The sequence below is a fragment of the Streptomyces sp. NPDC006208 genome, from assembly GCF_040613775.1.
Taxonomy (GTDB): domain Bacteria; phylum Actinomycetota; class Actinomycetes; order Streptomycetales; family Streptomycetaceae; genus Streptomyces.
The window spans coordinates 1-19655 of the sequence record NZ_JBEXSW010000053.1; the positions used below are offsets into that span (position 1 = coordinate 1).

The 19655-nt window shown below is 70.1% G+C and carries 23 protein-coding genes and 1 pseudogene; 16 read left to right on the forward strand and 8 right to left on the reverse strand.

Features of this window, described 5'->3' with window-relative positions:
- Nucleotides 1-93, reverse strand: a pseudogene (locus ABZ208_RS32640) (ABC transporter substrate-binding protein); the annotation flags it as partial.
- 5 nt (nt 94-98) lie between these two features.
- Between ABZ208_RS32640 and ABZ208_RS32645 the strand changes: the two are divergent.
- The 3 genes from ABZ208_RS32645 (at nt 99) to ABZ208_RS32655 (ending at nt 2742) form a co-directional block, all read left to right on the forward strand.
- The gene (locus ABZ208_RS32645; RefSeq protein ID WP_356913060.1) at nt 99-1061 is read left to right on the forward strand and encodes a DUF916 domain-containing protein; all 963 of its coding nucleotides are present in this window, start codon (nt 99-101) and stop codon (nt 1059-1061) included.
- Between the two features lie 5 nt (nt 1062-1066).
- Nucleotides 1067-2008 carry a GTPase Era gene (era, locus tag ABZ208_RS32650; RefSeq protein ID WP_356913061.1) on the forward strand — a complete coding sequence of 314 codons (942 nt, stop codon included), beginning with the start codon at nt 1067-1069 and terminating at the stop codon, nt 2006-2008.
- A gap of 83 nt (nt 2009-2091) precedes the next feature.
- The gene (locus ABZ208_RS32655; RefSeq protein ID WP_356913062.1) at nt 2092-2742 is read left to right on the forward strand and encodes a TetR/AcrR family transcriptional regulator; all 651 of its coding nucleotides are present in this window, start codon (nt 2092-2094) and stop codon (nt 2740-2742) included.
- Here the strand turns inward: ABZ208_RS32655 and ABZ208_RS32660 are convergent.
- The gene (locus ABZ208_RS32660; protein WP_356913063.1) at nt 2726-2992 is read right to left on the reverse strand and encodes a protealysin inhibitor emfourin; all 267 of its coding nucleotides are present in this window, start codon (nt 2990-2992) and stop codon (nt 2726-2728) included. The genes ABZ208_RS32655 and ABZ208_RS32660 overlap by 17 nt on opposite strands.
- 96 nt (nt 2993-3088) lie before the next feature.
- Entirely contained in the window at nt 3089-4141 is a 1053-nt protein-coding gene (locus tag ABZ208_RS32665) for a M4 family metallopeptidase (protein ID WP_356913064.1), read from the reverse strand.
- A 296-nt stretch (nt 4142-4437) separates the two neighbouring features.
- Between ABZ208_RS32665 and leuA the strand changes: the two genes are divergently transcribed.
- The 6 genes from leuA (at nt 4438) to ABZ208_RS32695 (ending at nt 12173) form a co-directional block, all read left to right on the forward strand.
- The gene (leuA, locus tag ABZ208_RS32670; RefSeq protein ID WP_356913065.1) at nt 4438-6201 is read left to right on the forward strand and encodes a 2-isopropylmalate synthase; all 1764 of its coding nucleotides are present in this window, start codon (nt 4438-4440) and stop codon (nt 6199-6201) included.
- A 241-nt stretch (nt 6202-6442) separates the two neighbouring features.
- The gene (locus ABZ208_RS32675; RefSeq protein WP_356913066.1) at nt 6443-7135 is read left to right on the forward strand and encodes a TerB family tellurite resistance protein; all 693 of its coding nucleotides are present in this window, start codon (nt 6443-6445) and stop codon (nt 7133-7135) included.
- A 206-nt stretch (nt 7136-7341) separates the two neighbouring features.
- Nucleotides 7342-9468 carry an MMPL family transporter gene (locus ABZ208_RS32680; RefSeq protein WP_356913067.1) on the forward strand — a complete coding sequence of 709 codons (2127 nt, stop codon included), beginning with the start codon at nt 7342-7344 and terminating at the stop codon, nt 9466-9468.
- A gap of 171 nt (nt 9469-9639) precedes the next feature.
- Nucleotides 9640-10890 carry a histidine kinase gene (locus tag ABZ208_RS32685; protein ID WP_356913068.1) on the forward strand — a complete coding sequence of 417 codons (1251 nt, stop codon included), beginning with the start codon at nt 9640-9642 and terminating at the stop codon, nt 10888-10890.
- Nucleotides 10887-11567, forward strand: a complete 681-nt coding sequence (locus ABZ208_RS32690; RefSeq protein WP_356913069.1) for a response regulator transcription factor — start codon at nt 10887-10889, stop codon at nt 11565-11567. The genes ABZ208_RS32685 and ABZ208_RS32690 overlap by 4 nt, the downstream gene beginning before the upstream one ends.
- Nucleotides 11568-11576: 9 nt before the next feature.
- Nucleotides 11577-12173 carry a gamma carbonic anhydrase family protein gene (locus ABZ208_RS32695; protein WP_356913070.1) on the forward strand — a complete coding sequence of 199 codons (597 nt, stop codon included), beginning with the start codon at nt 11577-11579 and terminating at the stop codon, nt 12171-12173.
- A gap of 35 nt (nt 12174-12208) precedes the next feature.
- Here the strand turns inward: ABZ208_RS32695 and ABZ208_RS32700 are convergent, their stop codons facing one another.
- Complete coding sequence (locus ABZ208_RS32700) at nt 12209-12712, reverse strand: DUF4265 domain-containing protein (RefSeq protein ID WP_356913071.1); 504 nt, start codon at nt 12710-12712, stop codon at nt 12209-12211.
- Between the two features lie 199 nt (nt 12713-12911).
- On the opposite strand from ABZ208_RS32700, the gene ABZ208_RS32705 reads away from it, so the two are divergent.
- Together ABZ208_RS32705 and ABZ208_RS32710 are read left to right on the forward strand one after the other, a co-directional pair.
- Entirely contained in the window at nt 12912-13286 is a 375-nt protein-coding gene (locus tag ABZ208_RS32705) for a hypothetical protein (RefSeq protein WP_356913072.1), read from the forward strand.
- 207 nt (nt 13287-13493) lie between these two features.
- Complete coding sequence (locus ABZ208_RS32710; protein WP_328400781.1) at nt 13494-13832, forward strand: metalloregulator ArsR/SmtB family transcription factor; 339 nt, start codon at nt 13494-13496, stop codon at nt 13830-13832.
- A 67-nt stretch (nt 13833-13899) separates the two neighbouring features.
- Here ABZ208_RS32710 and ABZ208_RS32715 read toward each other — a convergent pair whose 3' ends face one another.
- The 3 genes from ABZ208_RS32715 to ABZ208_RS32725 all read right to left on the reverse strand — a co-directional run bounded on the left by ABZ208_RS32715 (nt 13900) and on the right by ABZ208_RS32725 (nt 16460).
- The gene (locus tag ABZ208_RS32715; RefSeq protein WP_356913073.1) at nt 13900-15261 is read right to left on the reverse strand and encodes an FAD-dependent oxidoreductase; all 1362 of its coding nucleotides are present in this window, start codon (nt 15259-15261) and stop codon (nt 13900-13902) included.
- A 105-nt stretch (nt 15262-15366) separates the two neighbouring features.
- On the reverse strand, nt 15367-15645 hold the full coding sequence (locus tag ABZ208_RS32720; RefSeq protein WP_356913074.1) for a DUF397 domain-containing protein: 279 nt from the start codon (nt 15643-15645) through the stop codon (nt 15367-15369).
- Nucleotides 15627-16460: a helix-turn-helix transcriptional regulator gene (locus ABZ208_RS32725; protein ID WP_356913075.1), complete on the reverse strand. Its 834-nt coding sequence runs from the start codon at nt 16458-16460 to the stop codon at nt 15627-15629. The genes ABZ208_RS32720 and ABZ208_RS32725 overlap by 19 nt, the downstream gene beginning before the upstream one ends.
- Nucleotides 16461-16575: 115 nt before the next feature.
- Between ABZ208_RS32725 and ABZ208_RS32730 the strand changes: the two genes are divergently transcribed.
- Both ABZ208_RS32730 and ABZ208_RS32735 read left to right on the forward strand, forming a co-directional pair.
- Complete coding sequence (locus ABZ208_RS32730; protein ID WP_356913076.1) at nt 16576-16815, forward strand: hypothetical protein; 240 nt, start codon at nt 16576-16578, stop codon at nt 16813-16815.
- A complete protein-coding gene (locus ABZ208_RS32735; protein ID WP_356913077.1) occupies nt 16812-17033 on the forward strand; it encodes a hypothetical protein in 222 nt (73 codons plus the stop codon). The genes ABZ208_RS32730 and ABZ208_RS32735 overlap by 4 nt, the downstream gene beginning before the upstream one ends.
- A gap of 22 nt (nt 17034-17055) precedes the next feature.
- Here ABZ208_RS32735 and ABZ208_RS32740 read toward each other — a convergent pair whose 3' ends face one another.
- A complete protein-coding gene (locus ABZ208_RS32740) occupies nt 17056-17568 on the reverse strand; it encodes a DinB family protein (RefSeq protein WP_356913078.1) in 513 nt (170 codons plus the stop codon).
- 96 nt (nt 17569-17664) lie between these two features.
- On the opposite strand from ABZ208_RS32740, the gene ABZ208_RS32745 reads away from it, so the two are divergent.
- The 3 genes from ABZ208_RS32745 (at nt 17665) to ABZ208_RS32755 (ending at nt 19634) form a co-directional block, all read left to right on the forward strand.
- On the forward strand, nt 17665-17934 hold the full coding sequence (locus ABZ208_RS32745) for a DUF1905 domain-containing protein (protein ID WP_356913111.1): 270 nt from the start codon (nt 17665-17667) through the stop codon (nt 17932-17934).
- Nucleotides 17935-18026: 92 nt separating this feature from the next.
- Nucleotides 18027-18773: a DNA repair protein RecO gene (gene recO, locus ABZ208_RS32750; RefSeq protein ID WP_356913079.1), complete on the forward strand. Its 747-nt coding sequence runs from the start codon at nt 18027-18029 to the stop codon at nt 18771-18773.
- Between the two features lie 15 nt (nt 18774-18788).
- Entirely contained in the window at nt 18789-19634 is an 846-nt protein-coding gene (locus ABZ208_RS32755) for an isoprenyl transferase (RefSeq protein WP_356913080.1), read from the forward strand.
- Nucleotides 19635-19655: the final 21 nt, after the last annotated feature.

The following is a 19655-nucleotide window of genomic DNA, read 5'->3' on the forward strand; positions in this document are numbered from 1 at the left end:
GGAGTTGAAGTAGTCGACGAAGTCGACGCCCTCGCCGGTCTTCTTGCCCTTGTCGTCCAGGCCCTCCTGGCGGGCCTTGGTGTCGCTCATGGCGGGCCATGCGCAAGCTCCATGTCCTCGGGGCGGTACTCGCCGCGCTGCTGTACGCAGCCCCGGCCGCGCACGCCGCCGACAACGGCAGCTGGTCCGTGTTCCCCACCGCGTCCCAGCTGGGCAGCCGCCCGTACTTCTATCTCTCCGCCGACCCCGGCACCACGCTCACCGACCAGGTCACCGTCACCAACAAGACCACCGCCCCGCTCACTTTCCGGCTCTACGCCGCCGACGCGTACAACACCGAACGGGACGGCGGCTTCGCCGTGCGGACCGAGAAGGAGAAGCAGCGCGGTGTCGGCGCGTGGGCCAGACCCGAACGCGACAAGGTCACCGTGCCCGCCCGCGGCTCGGTCACCGTGCCGTACACCCTCACCGTCCCCGCCACGGCCGAGCCCGGTGACCATGCGGGCGCGCTCGTCGCCCTCGACGAACGCCTCTCGGCGCCGGGCGGATCCGTCGCGGTCGCCGTACGGCAGGCGGTGGGCGCTCGCGTCTATCTGCGGGTGAACGGCCCCGCCGTGCCCGCGCTGTCCGTCGAGGACGTCACGATGAGCCATCAGCGGCCCCTGGTGCCCGGCACCGGAAGGAGCAGCGCGCTCATCTCGTACACGCTCCACAACCGGGGCAACGTCACGCTCGACCCCAAGGTGGTGCTCAAGGCCGAGGGACTGTTCGGCCGAGATCTGCTCCGGCGCGACCTGGGGAAGATCCCCTCCGAGCTGCTGCCCCGCCAGAAGATCCGGCTCACGGAGCGGTGGGCCGGCGCGCCCCAGCTCGAATGGGGGGAGATCACGCTCACCGCGAGCGCACGCGACGTACGCGAGTCGGCGGGCGTGTCGTTCCTCGCGCTGCCCTGGCTCGTCGTGGCCGTGCTCATCGCGGGCCTGGCGGCGGCGGGGGTATGGGCCAGAGCGCGCCGAGGGCGGGAGCGCGTACCGGAGGCCGTCCGGCATCAGGGACAATAGGCGCCATGAGCGTTCCTACCCAGTCTTCCGAAGCCCCCCACCGGGCCGGCTTCGCCTGCTTCGTCGGCCGCCCCAACGCGGGCAAGTCCACCCTCACGAACGCTCTGGTCGGCCAGAAGGTGGCGATCACCTCCAACCGGCCGCAGACCACCCGGCACACCGTGCGCGGCATCGTGCACCGCCCGGAGGCCCAGCTGATCCTGGTGGACACCCCTGGGCTGCACAAGCCGCGCACCCTGCTCGGCGAGCGGCTCAACGACGTGGTGCGCACCACATGGGCGGAGGTCGACGTGATCGGCTTCTGCCTGCCCGCCGACCAGAAGCTCGGCCCCGGCGACCGGTTCATCGCCAAGGAGCTCGCGGGCATCAAGAAGACCCCGAAGGTCGCGGTCGTCACCAAGACCGACCTGGTCGACTCCAAGACCCTCGCCGAGCAGCTGATCGCGATCGACCAGCTCAGCAAGGAGCTCGGCTTCGAGTGGGCGGAGATCGTCCCGGTCTCGGCGGTGGGCGGCAAGCAGGTGCAGCTGGTCGCCGACCTGCTGATCCCGCTGCTGCCGGAGGGCCCCGCTCTCTACCCCGAGGGCGACCTCACCGACGAGCCCGAGCAGGTCATGGTCGCGGAACTGATCCGTGAGGCCGCGCTGGAGGGCGTACGGGACGAGCTGCCGCACTCGATCGCGGTGGTCGTCGAGGAGATGCTGCCGCGTGAGGACCGCCCGGCCGACCGCCCTCTGCTGGACATCCACGCCAATGTCTACATCGAGCGCCCCAGCCAGAAGGGCATCATCATCGGCCCGAAGGGCAAGCGCCTGAAGGAGGTCGGCATGAAGTCCCGCAAGCACATCGAGGCGCTGCTGGGCACGCCCGTCTTCCTGGACCTTCATGTGAAGGTCGCCAAGGACTGGCAGCGCGACCCGAAGCAACTGCGCAAGCTGGGTTTCTGAGCCCGGCGGTTCCGGGCGGCCGGGCCACGGGCCACAGGTGCTCGTGGCGCCGGTATGCCCCATAACGGCGTTACAGTGCTGCCGTGTCGACCGCTGATTCCGTGCGCAGACGGCTCCTCGACGAGGCCGCCCGTGTCCTCGCCGAGCACGGCCCCGCCGCCCTGAGCGCCCGGCGCCTGGTCAAGGAGGTCGGCGCCTCGACCATGGCCGTCTACACCCACTTCGGCTCGATGCCGAACCTGGTGCGTGAGGTGATGCGCGAAGGGTTCGAACGGTTCCGGGGCCGCGCCCTCGCCGTACGCCGGGGCGACGACCCGGTCGCCCACATCGCCGCGCTCTGCCGCTGCTACCAGGACTTCGCACGCGACGAACCGCACGTCTACGCCGTCCTCTTCGGCGGCTCCACACTCGCGGGCTTCGAGCTCGACGACGACGACCGGAAGATGGGCGCGAGCGTACTGCGCTTCCCGCGCGACGCGATCCGCCGCAGCGTGGAGGCGGGCAGGTTCGGCGACCACATCGATCCCGACCTGCTCGTACGCCAGCTCTTCGCCCAGATGCACGGCATCGCCCAACTGGCCAGGGCCGGCTACCTCATGGGCGGCCACCCGCCCGGTCAGGTGCTCGCGGGGGCGCTGCGCGACTTCGCCGTGGCGGCGGGCGACGAGCCGGGCCGCGCCGCGGAGTCGGTGGCCGCCGGTCTCGGGCAGGACCCCGTCACGAACCTTCCTTGAGCACCAGCGAGATCAACTCCCGCTGCGCCTCGGTCAGTCGGGGATCGGAGCAGTAGACCGTACGCCCGTCGATCGTGATCTGGTAGCTGAAGCCGTCAGGAACCCCCACGGGCGGGGTCTGACGGCCCTCGGCGGCCGCCCGCTCGGCCAGCGCCTGTACCTCCTCGGCATCGGCTCGCTGGGAGGTGTCGACCTCGGCGTGGTGCTCGATCCCGGCGAATCCGCCGGTACGCCTTATCTCGATACGCATGGGACCCGTTCTAATACGGATCGGGTCCGGGCGACAGCGGAGTGGCCCACGACCACCCGCCCGGACCCACCCGCCCGGACCCGCCTGCCGGGTGCCTCAGCCGGTCGGCACACCCACCTGCGACCAGGCCTTCAGCACCGCCTCGTGCTCCGCCCCGTCCCCGAACCGGGCCTCGGCCGCCGCCACCGTCAGCCGGGCGAATGACGCGAAGTCGGCGTCCACGGGCAGCTCGCCGCCGGTCAGCACGTCGAACCAGATCCGCCCGGCGCGCTCCCAGGCCGGTCCGCCCAGCTGGGTGGCGAGCAGATAGAAGGCGTGGTTGGGGATGCCCGAGTTGATGTGGACACCGCCGTTGTCACGGCCCGTGCGGACGTAGTCGTCCATCGTCGCGGGCTGAGGGTCCTTGCCGAGCACATCGTCGTCGTACGCCGTACCCGGCGCCTTCAGGGATCGCAGGGCGGCCCCGCTGACCCGCGGCGCGAGCAGTCCCGCGCCGATCAGCCAGTCGGCCGCTTCGGCGCTCTGGTTCAGGGTGTGCTGCTTGACCAGCGAGCCGATCACGTCCGACATCGACTCGTTCAGCGCGCCCGGCTGACCGAAGTAGCTGAGGTTGGCGGTGTACTGGGTCACTCCGTGCGCCAGCTCGTGGGCGATGACGTCGACCGCGACCGTGAAGTCGAGGAAGATCTCGCCGTCACCGTCGCCGAACACCATCTGCTCGCCGTTCCAGAACGCGTTGCCGTACTTCTCGTCGTAGTGGACGGTCGCGTTCAGCGGGAGGCCGGCGCCGTCGACCGAGTGGTGGCCGTAGGCCGACCGCAGCAGCTCGCAGGTGGCTCCGAGGCCCGCGTACGCGCGGTTGACGGTGGCGTCCTGGACCGGCTCGTCGCCCTCGCCGCGCACCTTGGTGCCCGGCAGCGCCGTGCCGTTCCCGGCGTCGTACAGGGTCCTGCGCAGCCCTCCGGCGGGCCCGGCCGGCGGAGCGGCGCCGCCGAGGACCGTGGTCAGCCGGCGGCCGGTGCGCTGTGCGGCGTCCGCCTGCAGGGTGCGGCGGGCGGGCCCGGCAATCACCGGATCGCCCGAGCGGGCGAGCTTGTCGAGGACGTGCGGCGGCACGATGCCGCAGAAGACGGGTGCAGTGATGTCCATGTCCCGCAATGTGGCACTTGGTCATGACGGTGTCACCAGGTGCGACCATGATTAATGAAATGGAGTGATAGATCACTCTTTGCCCGTTACTCATCGGTCGTCCCGCATAGTGAAACGCGTCCGACATTCCCGTCGAAGCTCGGTTAGGCTTCTGCGCATCATGCGTTTCGGGCTGCTTCTTCTTAGCTGCCGCGGCGAGGGCCTGTAGTCGTAGGCCGACCCCCTCCCCGCGGAGTCTGGTGCTGCTTCGACACAGTCGGCCGTCCCTTTCAAGGACACCCGAGGAGCCCTACGCAATGTCTCAGTCCCAGTGGATCGGCCGGCCCACCCCGATCACGAACACGACGCACGCGCAGCAGCCGTCCGGGATGCCGATCCACAAGTACGGCCGGTACGAGGCCGTCGACATCCCCGACCGCACCTGGCCCGACAGGCGCATCACCAAGGCGCCCCGCTGGCTGTCCACCGATCTGCGTGACGGCAACCAGGCGCTGATCGACCCGATGTCCCCCGCCCGCAAGCGCGAGATGTTCGACCTGCTGGTGCGCATGGGCTACAAGGAGATCGAGGTCGGCTTCCCGTCCTCCGGAGAGACCGACTTCGCTTTCGTACGCTCCATCATCGAAGAGGGCGCGATCCCCGACGACGTCACCATCTCCGTGCTGACCCAGGCCCGCGAGGACCTGATCGAGCGCACCGTCGAGTCGGTGATCGGCGCCAAGCGCGCCACCGTGCACCTGTACAACGCCACCGCGCCGACCTTCCGCCGCGTCGTCTTCCGTGGCTCGAAGGACGACATCAAGCAGATCGCCGTCGACGGCACCCGGCTGGTGATGGAGTACGCCGACAAGCTGCTGGGCCCCGAGACCACCTTCGGCTACCAGTACAGCCCGGAGATCTTCACCGACACCGAGCTGGACTTCGCCCTGGAGGTCTGTGAGGCGGTCTGCGACGTCTGGCAGCCGGAGGAGGGCCGCGAGATCATCCTCAACCTGCCCGCGACCGTGGAGCGCTCGACGCCGTCCACGCACGCCGACCGGTTCGAGTGGATGGCCCGCAACCTGTCCCGCCGCGAGTTCGTGTGCCTGTCCGTCCACCCGCACAACGACCGGGGCACCGCCGTCGCCGCCGCCGAGCTGGCGATCATGGCGGGCGCGGACCGCATCGAGGGCTGCCTGTTCGGCCAGGGCGAGCGCACCGGCAACGTCGACCTGGTCACGCTGGGGATGAACCTGTTCTCGCAGGGCGTCGACCCGCAGATCGACTTCTCGCAGATCGACGAGATCCGTCGCACCAGCGAGTACTGCAACCAGATGGAGATCCACCCGCGCCACCCTTACGCGGGCGATCTGGTCTACACGGCCTTCTCCGGCTCCCACCAGGACGCCATCAAGAAGGGCTTCGACGCCATGGAGGCCGACGCGGCCGCCCAGGGCAAGAGTGTCGACGACATCGAGTGGGCAGTGCCGTACCTGCCCATCGACCCCAAGGACGTCGGCCGCTCCTACGAGGCGGTCATCCGCGTCAACTCGCAGTCCGGCAAGGGCGGTATCGCCTATGTCCTGAAGAACGACCACAAGCTGGACCTGCCGCGCCGGATGCAGATCGAGTTCTCCAGGATCATCCAGGCCAAGACCGACGCCGAGGGCGGCGAGGTCACGCCGCAGGACATCTGGTCCGTCTTCCAGGACGAGTACCTGCCCAACCCGGACAACCCGTGGGGCCGCGTCAAGCTGCGGTCCGGCCAGAGCACCACGGACAAGGACGGCATCGACACCCTGACCGTCGAAGCGGTCGTGGACGGCACCGACACCGTGCTGACCGGTACCGGCAACGGTCCGATCTCCGCCTTCTTCGACGCCCTGAACGCGGTGGGCGTGGACGTCAGGCTGCTGGACTACCAGGAGCACACCATGAGCGAGGGCGCGTCCGCGCAGGCCGCCTCGTACATCGAGTGCGCGATCGACGGCAAGGTGCTGTGGGGCATCGGCATCGACGCCAACACCACGCGCGCCTCGCTGAAGGCGGTCGTCTCGGCCGTCAACCGCGCCGCCCGCTGAGGCAGTTGCCCACCGCTCTTCCCGGTCGTCGGCCGCAGGCTCGCCCCCGAGCCCGCGGCCGACGGCGTTGCATACCGCGGCGCAGGCCACCCGGCTCCCACGTCCGAGTCCGCGGCGCGCGGCGGGGCATGGAATCGGCCATGTCCTCGTGTACTCCTGTCGGGGTGCTGACGCGGCCTCGTCGCTGTGGCTAACATCACGTCAACGCGGCAATGTTGCCGCAGCGTTACGGAGGTGCGACGTGCTGCAAGCCCGGAGAGTATTCGGCCGAAAACTGCGGGTATGCGGCATTCATACGTCGTGGAGCACCATCGGCGACGGCGAGTTCTTCTGCCCAGGCTGCGGAGGCGACCGCAACTACCGCCGCCGCACGGGCCGCCGCCGCTTCACCGTCGTGGGGGTGCCGCTGCTGCCGCGGGGACTTGCCGGGCCGGTCGTCGAATGCGCCGCATGCCACACCCGCTTCGGCACCGATGTCCTCGACCACCCCACCACCGGCCGCTTCTCCGCGATGCTGCGCGACGCCGTGCACACCGTCGCCCTCGCGGTCCTCGCCTCCGGCGGCACCTCCTCGCGTACGGTCCGTGAGACCGCCGTCGCCACCGTCCGCGCCGCCGGCCTCGACGACTGCACGGAGGACCAGCTCACCTCGCTGATCGAGGCGCTCGCCGCCGACACCGGCCGCTTCATCACCGACGCCGCACCCTACGGAGCGGCGCTCGCCATCGAACTGCACGAGGCGCTGGAGCCGCTCGCCCCCCATCTGGCCCCTGCGGGACGCGAGTCGATCCTGCTGCAGGGCGCGCGTATCGCCCTCGCCGACGGCCCCTACAGCCCCGCCGAACGCGAGGTCCTCACCACCGTGGGCGCGGCGCTGCAGCTGTGCGAGGACGATACGGCCCGCCTCCTGGCGACGGCCCGCACCCCGTTCTAGGCGGGGGACGCCGCGTACACCCGGCTGTGGTGCGTCCTGCACCCGCTCCTGCGCGCGGTCCGGTACTCCCCGGGGAGTAACAGCCCGCAGGTGACACCCCGGGCAGTACGCCCCATCTCACCCCCGAGCGCGACGAAACCGCTTCCGACCGGCGGGAGCCTGGTGACGCACGCAGTCACCGGACCCGGGACGAAGGGGAGACACCCATGGGGGCCGTACCTACCGAGAAGGCGCCACCGTCGGCGCAGCCGACCGCGCGGCGCCGCGCCGTGCCCTGGGCGATCGTGCTGCTCTGGCTCGCGGTCGTCGCACTCGCCGGCCCCTACGCGGGCAAACTCGGCGACGTGCAGCGCGACAACATCGTCGACTATCTGCCGGCGGGCGCCGACTCCACCCAGGTCGCCAGGATCCAGCAGGCTCTGCCCGGCGGCGAGTCGACCGACCTGGTCGTCGTCTACCACCGCGACGGCGGGCTGACCGCGACCGACCGCGCCACGGCCGGCCGGCAGATCGCGGACATCGCCGCCGCCCACCGCCTCACCGGCGAGCGGCCGCCGGCCGCGATCCCCGCCAAGGACGGCGCCACGCTGATGTATCCGCTGTCGTCCACCGAACCCGGTGTGGACAACGACGCGCGGGCCGCTCTCGTCGAGGACATCCGCGAACGGCTCGGCACCGAGGGGCCGGACGCCGGACTCACCGTCGAAGTCGGCGGGCCGGGCGCCATGCAGAGCGACATGGAGGCGGTCTTCGAGACCATCGACGGCACCCTGATGATCGCGACCGTCATCGTCGTCGCCGTCCTGCTGATCCTCACCTACCGCAGCCCGTTCCTGTGGCTCGTGCCGCTCGTCGTCGTCGGCGTCGCGGCCCTCGCCTCCCGTGCCGTCATCCACGGCCTCGTCCAAGGCTTCGACCTCACCGTCACCAGCCAGAGCGCGGGCATCATGACCGTCCTCGTCTTCGGCGCCGGCACCGACTACGCCCTCCTGCTCGTCGCCCGCTACCGCGAGGAGTTGCGGCGCCTCCCGCGGCCGCACGACGCCATGGTCGCCGCCCTGCGCGGCTGCGGCCCCGCCGTCCTCGCCTCCTCCGGCACCGTCGCCGCCGGGCTGCTGTGCCTGCTCGCCGCCGACCTCAACAGCGCCCGCGGCCTCGGCCCCGTCGGCGCGGTCGGCGTGGTGTGCGCACTGGCCGCGATGCTCACCCTGCTGCCCGCCGTGCTCGTCCTGCTGGGCCGCCGGGTGTTCTGGCCGCTCGTACCCGTCCACGGCAGCCAAGCCGCGCAGCGGCGCTCGCTGTTCGCGGCGATGGGCAGTTCCGCGAGCCGCCGGCCGGCGGCCGTCCTGGTCCTCGGGACACTCCTGCTGGGCACGCTCGCCCTCGGGGTGTTCAACCTTCCCGGCAGTGTCGCCCAGGAGGACAGCTTCACCGAGCGGCCCGAGTCCGTCTCCGCGATGCGGACGCTCGCCGATGCCTATCCCGAGCGCAGCAGCCAGCCCATCAGCGTGATCGCGCCGACCGCGGGAGCGGACGAGGCGCTCACCGAGGCCCGCGCCACCGAAGGCGTCGTGGCCGCCGAACGCGGACGCAGCGGCGACGGCTGGACCGCCATCGCCGTGTTCGCGAAGGACGCACCCGAGACTCCCGGCGAGACGGCCACCATCAAGGCGCTGCGCGCCGGTCTCGAGGACAGCTACGTCGGCGGGCCGAGCGCCCAGCAGATCGACCTGGAGGACACCAACACCCGCGACAGCAAGGTCGTCATCCCGCTCGTGCTCGGCGCGGTGGTGCTCATCCTGATCGCCCTGCTGCGCAGTCTCGTCGCCCCGCTGATCCTCATCGTCGCAGTCGTCGCGGTGTGGGGCGCGGCCATGGGACTCGGCGGCCTCTTCTTCGGGCCCGTGTTCGACTTCGGGGGCATCGATCCCGGACTGCCGCTGCTCTCCTTCGTGTTCCTGGTCGCCCTCGGCGTCGACTACGGCATCTTCCTGATGCACCGCATGCGCGAAGAGGCCCTCGCGGGCGCCGAACCGGCCGCCGCGGCGCTCACCGCGCTGCGCACCACGGGCGGGGTGATCGCATCGGCCGGCATCGTGCTGGCCGCGACGTTCGCGGTGCTGATGAACCTGCCGCTGGTGGCGCTCGTCGAGATGGGCTTCGTGGTGGCGGTCGGCGTGCTGCTCGACACCTTCCTGGTCCGTACGTATCTGGTGACGTCGGCGAGCCTGCTGCTGGGGCGGCGCGTGTGGTGGCCGGGTGGCCTGAGCAGGCGCGCGCCGGACACGACGCCCACGGACCCGGCCCAGCGGTCAAGCCTCGCGGGCGTGTGAGGCGGGGTGGGGCGGGGCGGCGGTGCGACGGCAGGATCAGGCACATGGGGCCCGGTGGGGGTACCCGGACGGAGTCCGGGGGAGATCGAGGCGCGGGGCCGGGGGCGGAGCCCCGGGGAACGGGAAGGGGGCGGGGTGGGGAACAGACCGCACCTGACCCAGGATGGAACCGTGCAGCAGCCACAGACCAGCCCCCCGCCTGCCCCCGTCACGGCCTCCGCACGCCCGCGCCTCGGCGAGCGCATACTCACCGCGGTCAGCCGCGATCCGCTCGCCGTGCCCGACCGCCGCCGCAACGACGCGATCCTCGCCGCCGCCGTCGGCGTACTCGCGCTCCTGCTGGCCCTGTTCGTCGACGACGGCCGGCGACCGGACGCCCTCGGCTGGGCCCTGCTCGCCGGCGCCACCGTGCCGCTGGCCTGGCGCCGGTCCCGGCCGGCCTGGGTGCTCGTGGCCGTACTGCTGTGCGTCGGGCCGTACCACGCCCTCGACAACACCCATGCCGCGCCGGTGCCCGGCTCGCTGCTCGCCCTCTACACCGTGGCCGCCACCGCCCGTCCGCTGCACACGCTCCTCGTCGGCTGCGGTGTCATCGGCCTCAGCCTCACCGTGATGTTCAACGTCGGCACCCACGAGGGCCTGGAGGCCCTGCGCACCTCCGGCTGGATCTTCGCCGCACTCGTCTTCGGCGTCGACGTCCGCGTCTACCGCCTCTACATCGCCTCCGTGGTCAGCCGCGCCGAGCGGGCCGAACGCACCCGCGAGGAAGAAGCGGCCCGCCGCGTCGCCGAGGAGCGGCTGCGCATCGCCCGCGATCTGCACGATCTGCTCGCACACTCCATCACCCTCATCGGTGTGCAGACCTCGGTCGCCTCCCATGTCCTGACCGTCGACCCGGACCGGCTCGATCGGGCCGCGATCGCCACGGCGCTCGACGACATCGCGGACACCTGCCGCACCGCCCGCGGCGAGCTGCGCACCACCCTGGAGGTGCTCAGGGCGGACGGCCCCGACTGCGACGGCCCGTTGCCGGACCTGGCCGCGCTGCCCGATCTTGTACGGGCGGCCGGTGCGGAACTCCGCCTCCGCACCGGCGAAGAGCAGCTCACGCCCGCCGTCGAGGCCGCGGCGTACCGGATCGTGCAGGAGTCGCTGACCAATGCCGTACGGCACGCCGGCCGGGGCGTACGCATCGAAGTGGCCGTCGAACGCCGCGCCACGTCCCTGCATGTCACGGTCACCGACGACGGAACGGCGGACGGGAGCACCCCCGGATCCGGATTCGGCATCATCGGCATGCGGGAGCGCGCCCGCAGCGTCGGCGGCACCCTGTCCGCGGGCCCGCGCCCCGACGGTGCCGGTTTCGAAGTCGCGGCCGCCCTGCCGCTGCAACCGCTCCAGCCGTCGGAGGTCCTGGCATGAACCCGATCCGCGTCCTGCTCGCGGACGACCAGACGCTCGTCCGCGCCGCGTTCGCGATGCTCGTCGAATCGGCCCGCGACATGGAGGTCGTCGGCCAGGCGGGCACGGGAGCCGAAGCCGTCGAACTCGCCCGCTCCGAACGGGCGGACCTGGTCGTCATGGACATCCGCATGCCCGAACTCGACGGTATCGAGGCCACCCGCCTGATCGCGGCCGACGATGATCTGGCCGGCGTCAAGGTGCTCGTCCTGACGACCTACGACACGGACGAGCACGTCCTCGAAGCGCTGCGCGCGGGCGCCTCCGGTTTCCTGGTCAAGGACACCAGGCCGGCGGACCTGCTCGCCGCCATCAGGACGGTCGCGGCGGGGGAGTCCCTGCTCTCGCCGGGCCCCACGTCCCACCTGATCGCCCGCGTCCTGAGCGCCCCGTCCGCCCCGCCGCCGGTGACGGCGGGCCCGGGCGGCCTGAGCGACCGTGAACGCCAGGTGCTGACGCTGGTGGCCCGCGGCCTGAACAACACGGAGATCGCCGAGACGCTGGGCCTGAGCCCGCTGACGGCCAAGACCCACGTCAGCCGCATCATGGGCAAGCTGGGCGCCCGCGACAGGGCCCAACTGGTGATCGTGGCCTACGAGTCCGGCCTGGTGACCCCCGGCGACGCGCACACGGCCTAGGCTCCGTCCATGCTGATCGCACATCGCGGCACCAGGCCCGTGGTCCCCGAGTCCGCGTATGTCGCCCCCTCGGCCGTCCTGTGCGGCGCGGTGGTGCTGGGCGAGCGGGCGCGCGTCCTGCACGGCGCGGTTCTCACGGCCGAGGACGGCGAAGTGCGCACCGGCGTGGATGTCGTGGTGATGGAGAACGCGCTGATCCGCGGCCGGGCGAACCATCCGGCGGTGCTCGGGGACGCCGTACTGATCGGCCCGCATGCGCACATCAACGGGGCGAGGATCGGGGACGAGGTCTTCGTGGCGACGGGTGCGTCAGCGTTCCCCGGCGCCGTTGCGGGAGCGGGCTGCGAGCTGCGGATCAACAGCGTGCTGCACGTCAATTCGCGCCTGGAGCCGGGGACGGTGCTCCCCATCGGCTGGATCGCGGCGGGCGACCCGGCGGAGCTGTTCTCTCCGGACAGGCACGACGAGCTGTGGGAGAAGCAGCGCGGCCTGGACTTCCCGGGCACGGTCTACGGAGTCCCGCGCGGCACGCCGATGCGTACGATCATGGCCCGCCAGGCGGACTTCTACGGGGCGCACCGGGACGACCGGCTCCTCGACGACTGACGCCGCCACCGCCTCATGGCGTCGGGCCCGTTCAGCTACGCAGCGCGCCAGGCGTCGGTGACACAGGCAGTCTCGAAGTGCCACCAGCCCTCCTCCTCCCCGCGGATCAGCAGCGCCTTGATCCCGCCGAGGTCCGCGTCGGCCGGCACGGTCAGGGCGACCAGCGGGAAGTCCTTGCTGAAGCTCTCCCCGCCCAGACCGAAAGGCGCCAGCTTCTCGTGGACCGCCTCGGCGCTCCTCCCCAGGGGGCCGCTGGGTACGGGAAGAACCCGGATGGTGCAGTTCCCCGATGCCTCCACCCGCTCCACGGCCCAGTAGAGGCCGTCGGCGCCGGTGACGAACCGGACGATCTCCCCCTCGGCCACCCCGTCCTGCAGGAAGGGCACGTTCGCGACGCGGGCGGTGTCCTCGCTCAGGCGTGTGGCCCACAGGCCCTCGGTGTCATAGGGCAGCCACCCGTCGCGTGACTCGAAGCGGTACCAGATCTTGATCCGGTCATGTGCGTCGGTCATGCGCTCGGGTACGGGCGTGAGGGTCATACACACGATGGTTGCGCACCTGACGGCCCCTTCGGTCCGCGGTGACGCGCATCCTACGGGGTGATCACCGACCTTCGCCCCGGTTCCGGCATATCCACCCGGACCTTGCACACGAGCAGTAGCGTCTCCGTCGCAATCCGTCGGCACTCGCATCGCGAGCGCCGTCCACCCATGCAGTCTGACGAGGAGTGTGCCTGACGTGGCGAGTGTGGAGACCTCTCTCAAGGAAGCCATGACATCGATCGAGGGCAGTGTCGGCGCTGCCCTTGTGGACTACACCAGTGGGATGGCGCTGGGTACTCTCGGGGGCGGAAAGGACCTCGACCTGGCTGTCGCCGCCGCCGGCAACACCGATGTGATCCGGGCCAAGACCCGCACCATGGAACACCTCGGCCTCAAGGACGACATAGAGGACGTGCTGATCACCCTCGGCGGCCAGTACCACCTCATCCGCCTGCTCAAGAGCCGCGGCGGCAACGGGCTCTTCCTCTACCTCGTGCTCGACAAGGCCAAGTCGAACCTGGCCATGGCCCGCCATCAGCTCAAGCGCATCGAGGCGGAGCTGGAAGTCTAGGCACTCAGCCGGTCTCTCCCGCCTTCGTCTGCCCAGTACTTGAAGATTTCTTCAAGTACCCACATCGCCACATCCCGATGCGCTGAACCCCCTGGGAGTGCGGCACTCGAAGGCGGGAGGATCGACCCTGCACTGCACCGCAGCCATGACGGCGGCAGCAGAGGCCTCGGCACACGGCAGGCCGTCGAACCCAGCAGGAGCATTCATATGCAGGTACCGCTGTACCAGGCCAAGGCGGAGTTCTTCCGCATGCTCGGACACCCTGTCCGTATACGTGTGCTGGAGCTGCTGCAGAACGGCCCCCTACCCGTGCGAGACCTGCTTGCCGAGATCGAGATCGAACCGTCGAGCCTGTCCCAGCAGCTCGCGGTGCTGCGCCGCTCCGGCATCGTGGTGTCCATCCGTGACGGCTCCACCGTCAGTTACGCCCTCGCCGGCGGCGATGTCGCCGAACTGCTGCGCGCTGCGCGACGAATCCTCACCGAACTCATCGTCGGTCAGAGTGAATTGCTCGCCGAGCTCCGCCAGGCGGACGTGAGCCGGTGACCGGCGGCGGATCCGAAAAGGGCCCGGCGGCCGAAGCCGCCGGGCCCTTGGCAGGTCGTTCCGGCAGCTACGCGCCGCTGGCCCGCAGCATGCCCTCGCGGTCCACGATCTTCACCCGCTCGCGGCCCTGCGGCTCGCCCAGTGCCTTCTCCGCCTCGTCCAGGCGGTACCAGCCGTCCCACGTCGTGTAGCGGACGTCCCTGCCCTCGAGGAAGGCGACGACCGCCTCGGCCTCCGGTGCCGTGGGCGTCTGCAGGCGGCCGCCCGCGTAATCCTCCAGCAGGTTGGCCACCGTCTCGTTCGCGTCACCCTTGGTGTGGCCGATCAGGCCGACCGGGCCGCGCTTGATCCAGCCCGTGACGTACGTGGACCGCAGGTGCTCGCCGCCTTCGATCACCCGGCCGGCCTCGTGCGGGACCGTGCCGCTGTCCATGTCCCAGGGCAGCTTGGGAAGTTCTTCGGAGAGGTAGCCGACCGCGCGGTACACGGACTGGATGTCCCAGTCGTGGAACTCGCCCGTCCCCTTGACGTTGCCCGTGCCGTCCAGAGCGGTCCGCTCCGTACGCAGGCCCACGACCCTGCCGTCCTCGCCGAGCACCTCGGTGGGCGACTCGAAGAAGTGCAGGAACAGCTTGTGCGGGCGGTCGCCGATGTCGCGGATCGCCCAGTTCTCCAGCGTCTTCGCGACCATGTCGGCCTGCTTGTTGGAACGGCGGGTCGCGATCGAGCCCTCGTCGTAGTCGATGTCCTCGGGGTCGACGACGACCTCGATGGTGGGGGAGTGGTCGAGCTCCCGCAGCTCCATCGGGCTGAACTTGGCCTGCGCCGGCCCGCGCCGCCCGAAGACGTGCACCTCGAGCGCCTTGTTGGCCTTGAGCCCGTCGTAGACGTTCGGCGGGATCTCCGTCGGCAGCAGCTCGTCCGCGGTCTTCGCGAGGATGCGGGCGATGTCGAGCGCGACGTTGCCGACGCCGAGGACGGCGACCTTCTCGGCCTCCAGCGGCCAGGTACGGGGCACGTCCGGGTGCCCGTCGAACCAGGACACGAAGTCGGCCGCACCGTACGAGCCGTCGAGGTCGATGCCGGGGATGTCGAGTGCCCGGTCGGCGTTCGCGCCCGTGGAGAAGATCACCGCGTCGTAGAACGCGCGCAGATCGTCGAGGTTGATGTCGTTCGGGTAGTCGACGTTTCCGAAGAGACGTATCTGCGGCTTGTCGAGTACCTGGTGCAGCGCGGTGATGATGCCCTTGATCCGCGGGTGGTCCGGCGCGACGCCGTACCGGATCAGTCCGAACGGGGCGGGCAGCCGCTCGAAGAGGTCGATGGACACACCGGGCGCGGTCGCGGTCTCGGACTTGAGCAGGGCGTCGGCGGCGTAGATCCCGGCGGGGCCGGCTCCCACGATGGCTACCCGCAGGGGGCGAGGCATGTCAGGGTCCCTTCGAGTGGCATCAGCTGTCTCGTCCGACCCACCCTAAACAAAGGCTTGCCTTACCTGGTACCCGCCCCACCTCTATGACCTCATAAGCGGGGCTTATGGGGTCTCAAAGAATCCCTTGATGAAGGTGGCCCAGCTCGAGGCCGTGACGACCAGGACGGGACCGGAGGGGTTCTTGCTGTCACGGACCGGCACGACGCCGGGGACGTCGTCGAGCACCTCGACGCAGTCACCGCCCTCGCCGTTGCTGTACGTGCTCTTCCGCCACGGGGCGGTGCCGGTGAAGTCGTACGCCACCTCGACGCAGTCGCCGCCCTGGCCGTTGCTGTAGCTGCTCTTGCGCCAGCGGGCGTTGCTCAGGTCGTACTCGCGCATCGTCTGTAGTCCTCGGCTGCCGACTCGATCAGGGTCAGGTACGCCTGCGGTGGCAATGCGGCGACCCTGAACAGATCGTAGGCGCGCTGTGCCCGCTTCACCACAGCCGGATCGTCCACCAAAGTCCCCGAAAACGACGTCTCCGTATAGGCCGTTGGCGGGGCATCGTCGAACTCCATCAACTTCAGGTTCCCGGCCATCGACGCATGCGCCCCCGCCTCGTACGGGATCACCGACACCAGCACCTGCCGTGCCCCTGCCGCCGCGATCAAGTGCTCCAGCTGCCCCGCGATCACGTCCGCCCCGCCCACCGGCACCCGCAGAACGTTCTCGTGCAGCACCGCCCAATACTCGGGCCTTGTAGTGCCCTTGAGGATGTGCGCCCGCTCCGTCCGGGCCGCCACCTTCTCCTCCACGTACGCCTCGGTCGCGAACGGGTTGGCCGCGATCGTCACGGCCCGCGCGTACTCGGCGGTCTGCAGGAGGCCCGGGACCACCGTCGGGGCGAACTCGCAGATCTTCGTCGCGAGCACCTCGAGCTCCGCCACCGCCCGGAAATACTCCGCGTACGGCGACTTGTCGATCAGCTTTCTGCACATGCGCTCGAAAAAGCCATCGGTTTGCAGTGAGTCGTCAATCCGCTGCGCCACGTCCAACTGTGGTTTCCTGATTGCCTGTTCGAATTGGCCGATGTATCCGCCCGATACGAACACCTGCCTGCCCAGCTCCTCCTGCGTGAGTTCGGCGACCTCCCTGCGGCGCTTGAGTTCCGCGCCGAAGAATTCCCATGCCGCCTGCCGCGGAGCTTTGGCCATGGATCAATCCCCCTTGCCCAGCTGCCCGGTTGTAGTGGGCGCACCCCTGTCGAGGGTAGTCGCGGAGCGCCACGCTTGTAATGCGAAACGTGAACTCGGACGAGGAAGGGAAACAATGGCGGGCAACGAAAGGGCGCGGCACTCGATCGCGTGCGTCGAAGAGGCGGAGGATGCTGTGAACTCATTGCGTGCGGCTCTGAAGCGGTCAGGTGTCACGCTTCCCTCGCTGCGCCTGGACCCCGCTTCCTACGCACGCGATGTGCCGTGCGCACTCGTCGAATTGGGGCGCTGCAACGTCGACACCGTGCGGATGATCGCGGCCGCGCTGCCAAGGGAAGGGCAACGGACCTCATGACCCACGTTCCGCCCGTCGGCTCGTACGTCGTCGACACCCGAACGGGGCGGGTGGGCCGGCTCATGGGGGAGGCGGGCCCGCGGCTCAGCCTGAGACCTGTCGGCGGCGGCCGGGAGTGGGAGTGCCCGCCGGACACGGTGCGTCCCGCCACGGACGCCGAGCGGATCAGCGCGACGACGGCGTACGTGAACGCCCGCAGCCGCGGCGAACTGCCGTGACGGCCGGTCAGTCCCGGACGGCTCAGTAGTAACCCTTCTCGCCGTCGAGCAGCTCCCGGATCGTGTCCATGTGGCCCGCGTGCCGGGCGGTCTCCTCGATCATGTGGATCAGCATCCAGCGAAGGGACGCCGCCGCCGAGCGGTAGTCCGGGTGCCTGCCCACTTCGTCCAGCGAATGGGCGGCGATGATCTCGTTCGACACCGCGCACTGCTTCTCGTAATCGTCGAGGAGCTGTGCGAGCGGAGTGCCCTCGACCCTCATGTCGGCGTTCTCGGGCTCCTCCACGAACTGGGGCCCTTCGGCCGGTCCGCCGAGGAAGAGGACCTCGAACCAGGAGTTCTCGACCCAGCGCATGTGGGAGACGAGACCGGCCATGGTCATCAGCGGCGACGTCGGCAGGAGGGTGCGGTGGGCGTCCTCGTCGGACAGGCCCTCGCACTTGTAGTGGATGATCGCGCGCTGCAGGTCGAGCCAGCCGACGAGCTGGGTCCGTTCGTCCGCGGTGAAGGGGGGCCGGGTGCGGGAAGGCGTCATGGGCGGCGACGCTAGCGGAGCAGCGGGTGCATCGGCACGGGATTTTCGGCGGGGGCCGGCCCGATGACTTCCGGCGCCGGCCCCGGTCCCCTCTCCATGGACAAGGAATTCAGCGCGACCCTGCGGAAGAGCCCCGCCAAGGGCGGCTGGACCTACCTCGTGTGGCCCGGGTCCGTCGACTTCTTCGGGACCCGGGGACTCGTCAAGGTCCGCGGCACCATCGACGGGCATCCCTTCCGCAGCTCCTTCATGGCGCTCGGGGACGGCACCCACAAGCTGCCCGTCAAGGCCGACGTGCGCAAGGCGATCGGCAAGGAGGCCGGTGACACCGTGACCGTACGGCTCGTGGAGCGGATCCAGGACTGAGCGGATCCCTCGGGCTCGTTGCGCACAGACCCCGCGAGGACCACCTCCCATCCCCTGGCCACCGGGCCCGGACCGTACGAGAGAATGGGCCCATGAGCCTGTTCCGTGACGACGGCGTCGTCCTGCGCACCCAGAAACTGGGTGAAGCGGACCGCATCATCACGCTGCTCACACGCGGTCACGGCCGCGTACGCGCCGTGGCCCGCGGGGTGCGGCGCACCAAGTCCAAGTTCGGGGCGAGGCTCGAACCCTTCAGCCACGTCGACGTGCAGTTCTTCGCGCGCGGAAGCGAACTCGTCGGACGCGGGCTGCCCCTGTGCACCCAGAGCGAGACCATCGCTCCCTACGGTGGCGGCATCGTCAGCGACTACGCCCGCTACACCGCCGGCACCGCCATGCTCGAGACCGCCGAACGCTTCACCGACCACGAGGGCGAGCCCGCCGTACAGCAGTATCTGCTGCTCGTCGGCGCCCTGCGCACCCTCGCGCGCGGGGAACACGCTCCGCACCTCGTCCTCGACGCGTTCCTGCTGCGCTCCCTCGCCGTCAACGGCTACGCCCCCAGCTTCGACGACTGCGCGAAATGCGGACTGCTCGGACCCAACCGCTTCTTCTCCGTCGCCGCCGGCGGTGTCATATGCGGCGACTGCCGGGTGCCCGGCAGCGTCGTACCCTCTGCGGAGGCCATCGCACTGCTCAGCGCCCTGCTGACCGGCGACTGGGCCACGGCGGACGCGTGCGAGGCGCGGTACGTCAGGGAGGGCAGCGGCCTGGTGTCCGCCTATCTGCACTGGCACCTGGAGCGCGGCCTGCGCTCGCTCAGATACGTAGAGAAATAGGGAGATGTGACCCGCATGGCACGACGCGGAATCCTGGGCAGGTCCCGCCGCGAGTACAAGGTCCCCGAGCCGCACCCCTCCGGGGCACGCCCGCCGAAAATCCCTGGCGAGCTCGTTCCCAAGCATGTCGCGTGCGTCATGGACGGCAACGGCCGCTGGGCCAAGGAGCGCGGGCTGCCGCGCACCGAGGGGCACAAGGTCGGCGAGGGTGTCGTCCTCGACGTACTCAAGGGCTGCCTGGAGATGGGCGTCAAGAACCTCTCCCTGTACGCCTTCTCCACGGAGAACTGGAAGCGCTCGCCCGACGAGGTCCGCTTCCTGATGAACTTCAACCGCGACGTCATCCGCCGCCGCCGCGACGAGATGGACGAGCTCGGCATCCGTATCCGCTGGGTCGGCCGGATGCCCAAGATGTGGAAGTCCGTCGTCCAGGAGCTTCAGGTCGCCCAGGAGCAGACCAAGGACAACGACGCCATGACGCTGTACTTCTGCGTCAACTACGGCGGTCGCGCCGAGGTCGCGGACGCGGCGCAGGCGATCGCGCGGGACGTCGCGGCCGGCAGGCTCGACCCGTCGAAGGTCAACGAGAAGACCTTCCAGAAGTACCTGTACTACCCGGACATGCCGGACGTCGACCTGTTCCTGCGCCCCAGTGGCGAGCAGCGCACCTCCAACTACCTGATCTGGCAGAGCAGTTACGCCGAAATGGTGTTCCAGGACGTGCTGTGGCCCGACTTCGACCGGCGCGACCTGTGGCGCGCCTGCCTCGAGTACGCGCAGCGCGACCGCCGCTTCGGCGGCGCGGTCCCGAACGAGGAGCTCGAGGAGATGCAGGGACGGCTCGAGAAGCCGACGGCCTGACCTGCCGGACTCCCGGTACGA

What these genes read in the sequence shown, in the direction of transcription:
- ABZ208_RS32645 (WP_356913060.1), top strand. Translation starts at nt 99, where the DNA reads ATGCGCAAGCTCCATGTCCTCGGGGCGGTACTCGCCGCGCTGCTGTAC.
- era (WP_356913061.1), top strand. Translation starts at nt 1,067, where the DNA reads ATGAGCGTTCCTACCCAGTCTTCCGAAGCCCCCCACCGGGCCGGCTTC.
- ABZ208_RS32660 (WP_356913063.1), bottom strand. Translation starts at nt 2,992, where the DNA reads ATGCGTATCGAGATAAGGCGTACCGGCGGATTCGCCGGGATCGAGCAC.
- ABZ208_RS32665 (WP_356913064.1), bottom strand. Translation starts at nt 4,141, where the DNA reads ATGGACATCACTGCACCCGTCTTCTGCGGCATCGTGCCGCCGCACGTC.
- leuA (WP_356913065.1), top strand. Translation starts at nt 4,438, where the DNA reads ATGTCTCAGTCCCAGTGGATCGGCCGGCCCACCCCGATCACGAACACG.
- ABZ208_RS32680 (WP_356913067.1), top strand. Translation starts at nt 7,342, where the DNA reads ATGGGGGCCGTACCTACCGAGAAGGCGCCACCGTCGGCGCAGCCGACC.
- ABZ208_RS32690 (WP_356913069.1), top strand. Translation starts at nt 10,887, where the DNA reads ATGAACCCGATCCGCGTCCTGCTCGCGGACGACCAGACGCTCGTCCGC.
- ABZ208_RS32695 (WP_356913070.1), top strand. Translation starts at nt 11,577, where the DNA reads ATGCTGATCGCACATCGCGGCACCAGGCCCGTGGTCCCCGAGTCCGCG.
- ABZ208_RS32700 (WP_356913071.1), bottom strand. Translation starts at nt 12,712, where the DNA reads ATGACCCTCACGCCCGTACCCGAGCGCATGACCGACGCACATGACCGG.
- ABZ208_RS32710 (WP_328400781.1), top strand. Translation starts at nt 13,494, where the DNA reads ATGCAGGTACCGCTGTACCAGGCCAAGGCGGAGTTCTTCCGCATGCTC.
- ABZ208_RS32715 (WP_356913073.1), bottom strand. Translation starts at nt 15,261, where the DNA reads ATGCCTCGCCCCCTGCGGGTAGCCATCGTGGGAGCCGGCCCCGCCGGG.
- ABZ208_RS32720 (WP_356913074.1), bottom strand. Translation starts at nt 15,645, where the DNA reads ATGCGCGAGTACGACCTGAGCAACGCCCGCTGGCGCAAGAGCAGCTAC.
- ABZ208_RS32725 (WP_356913075.1), bottom strand. Translation starts at nt 16,460, where the DNA reads ATGGCCAAAGCTCCGCGGCAGGCGGCATGGGAATTCTTCGGCGCGGAA.
- ABZ208_RS32730 (WP_356913076.1), top strand. Translation starts at nt 16,576, where the DNA reads ATGGCGGGCAACGAAAGGGCGCGGCACTCGATCGCGTGCGTCGAAGAG.
- ABZ208_RS32735 (WP_356913077.1), top strand. Translation starts at nt 16,812, where the DNA reads ATGACCCACGTTCCGCCCGTCGGCTCGTACGTCGTCGACACCCGAACG.
- ABZ208_RS32740 (WP_356913078.1), bottom strand. Translation starts at nt 17,568, where the DNA reads ATGACGCCTTCCCGCACCCGGCCCCCCTTCACCGCGGACGAACGGACC.
- ABZ208_RS32745 (WP_356913111.1), top strand. Translation starts at nt 17,665, where the DNA reads ATGGACAAGGAATTCAGCGCGACCCTGCGGAAGAGCCCCGCCAAGGGC.
- recO (WP_356913079.1), top strand. Translation starts at nt 18,027, where the DNA reads ATGAGCCTGTTCCGTGACGACGGCGTCGTCCTGCGCACCCAGAAACTG.
- ABZ208_RS32755 (WP_356913080.1), top strand. Translation starts at nt 18,789, where the DNA reads ATGGCACGACGCGGAATCCTGGGCAGGTCCCGCCGCGAGTACAAGGTC.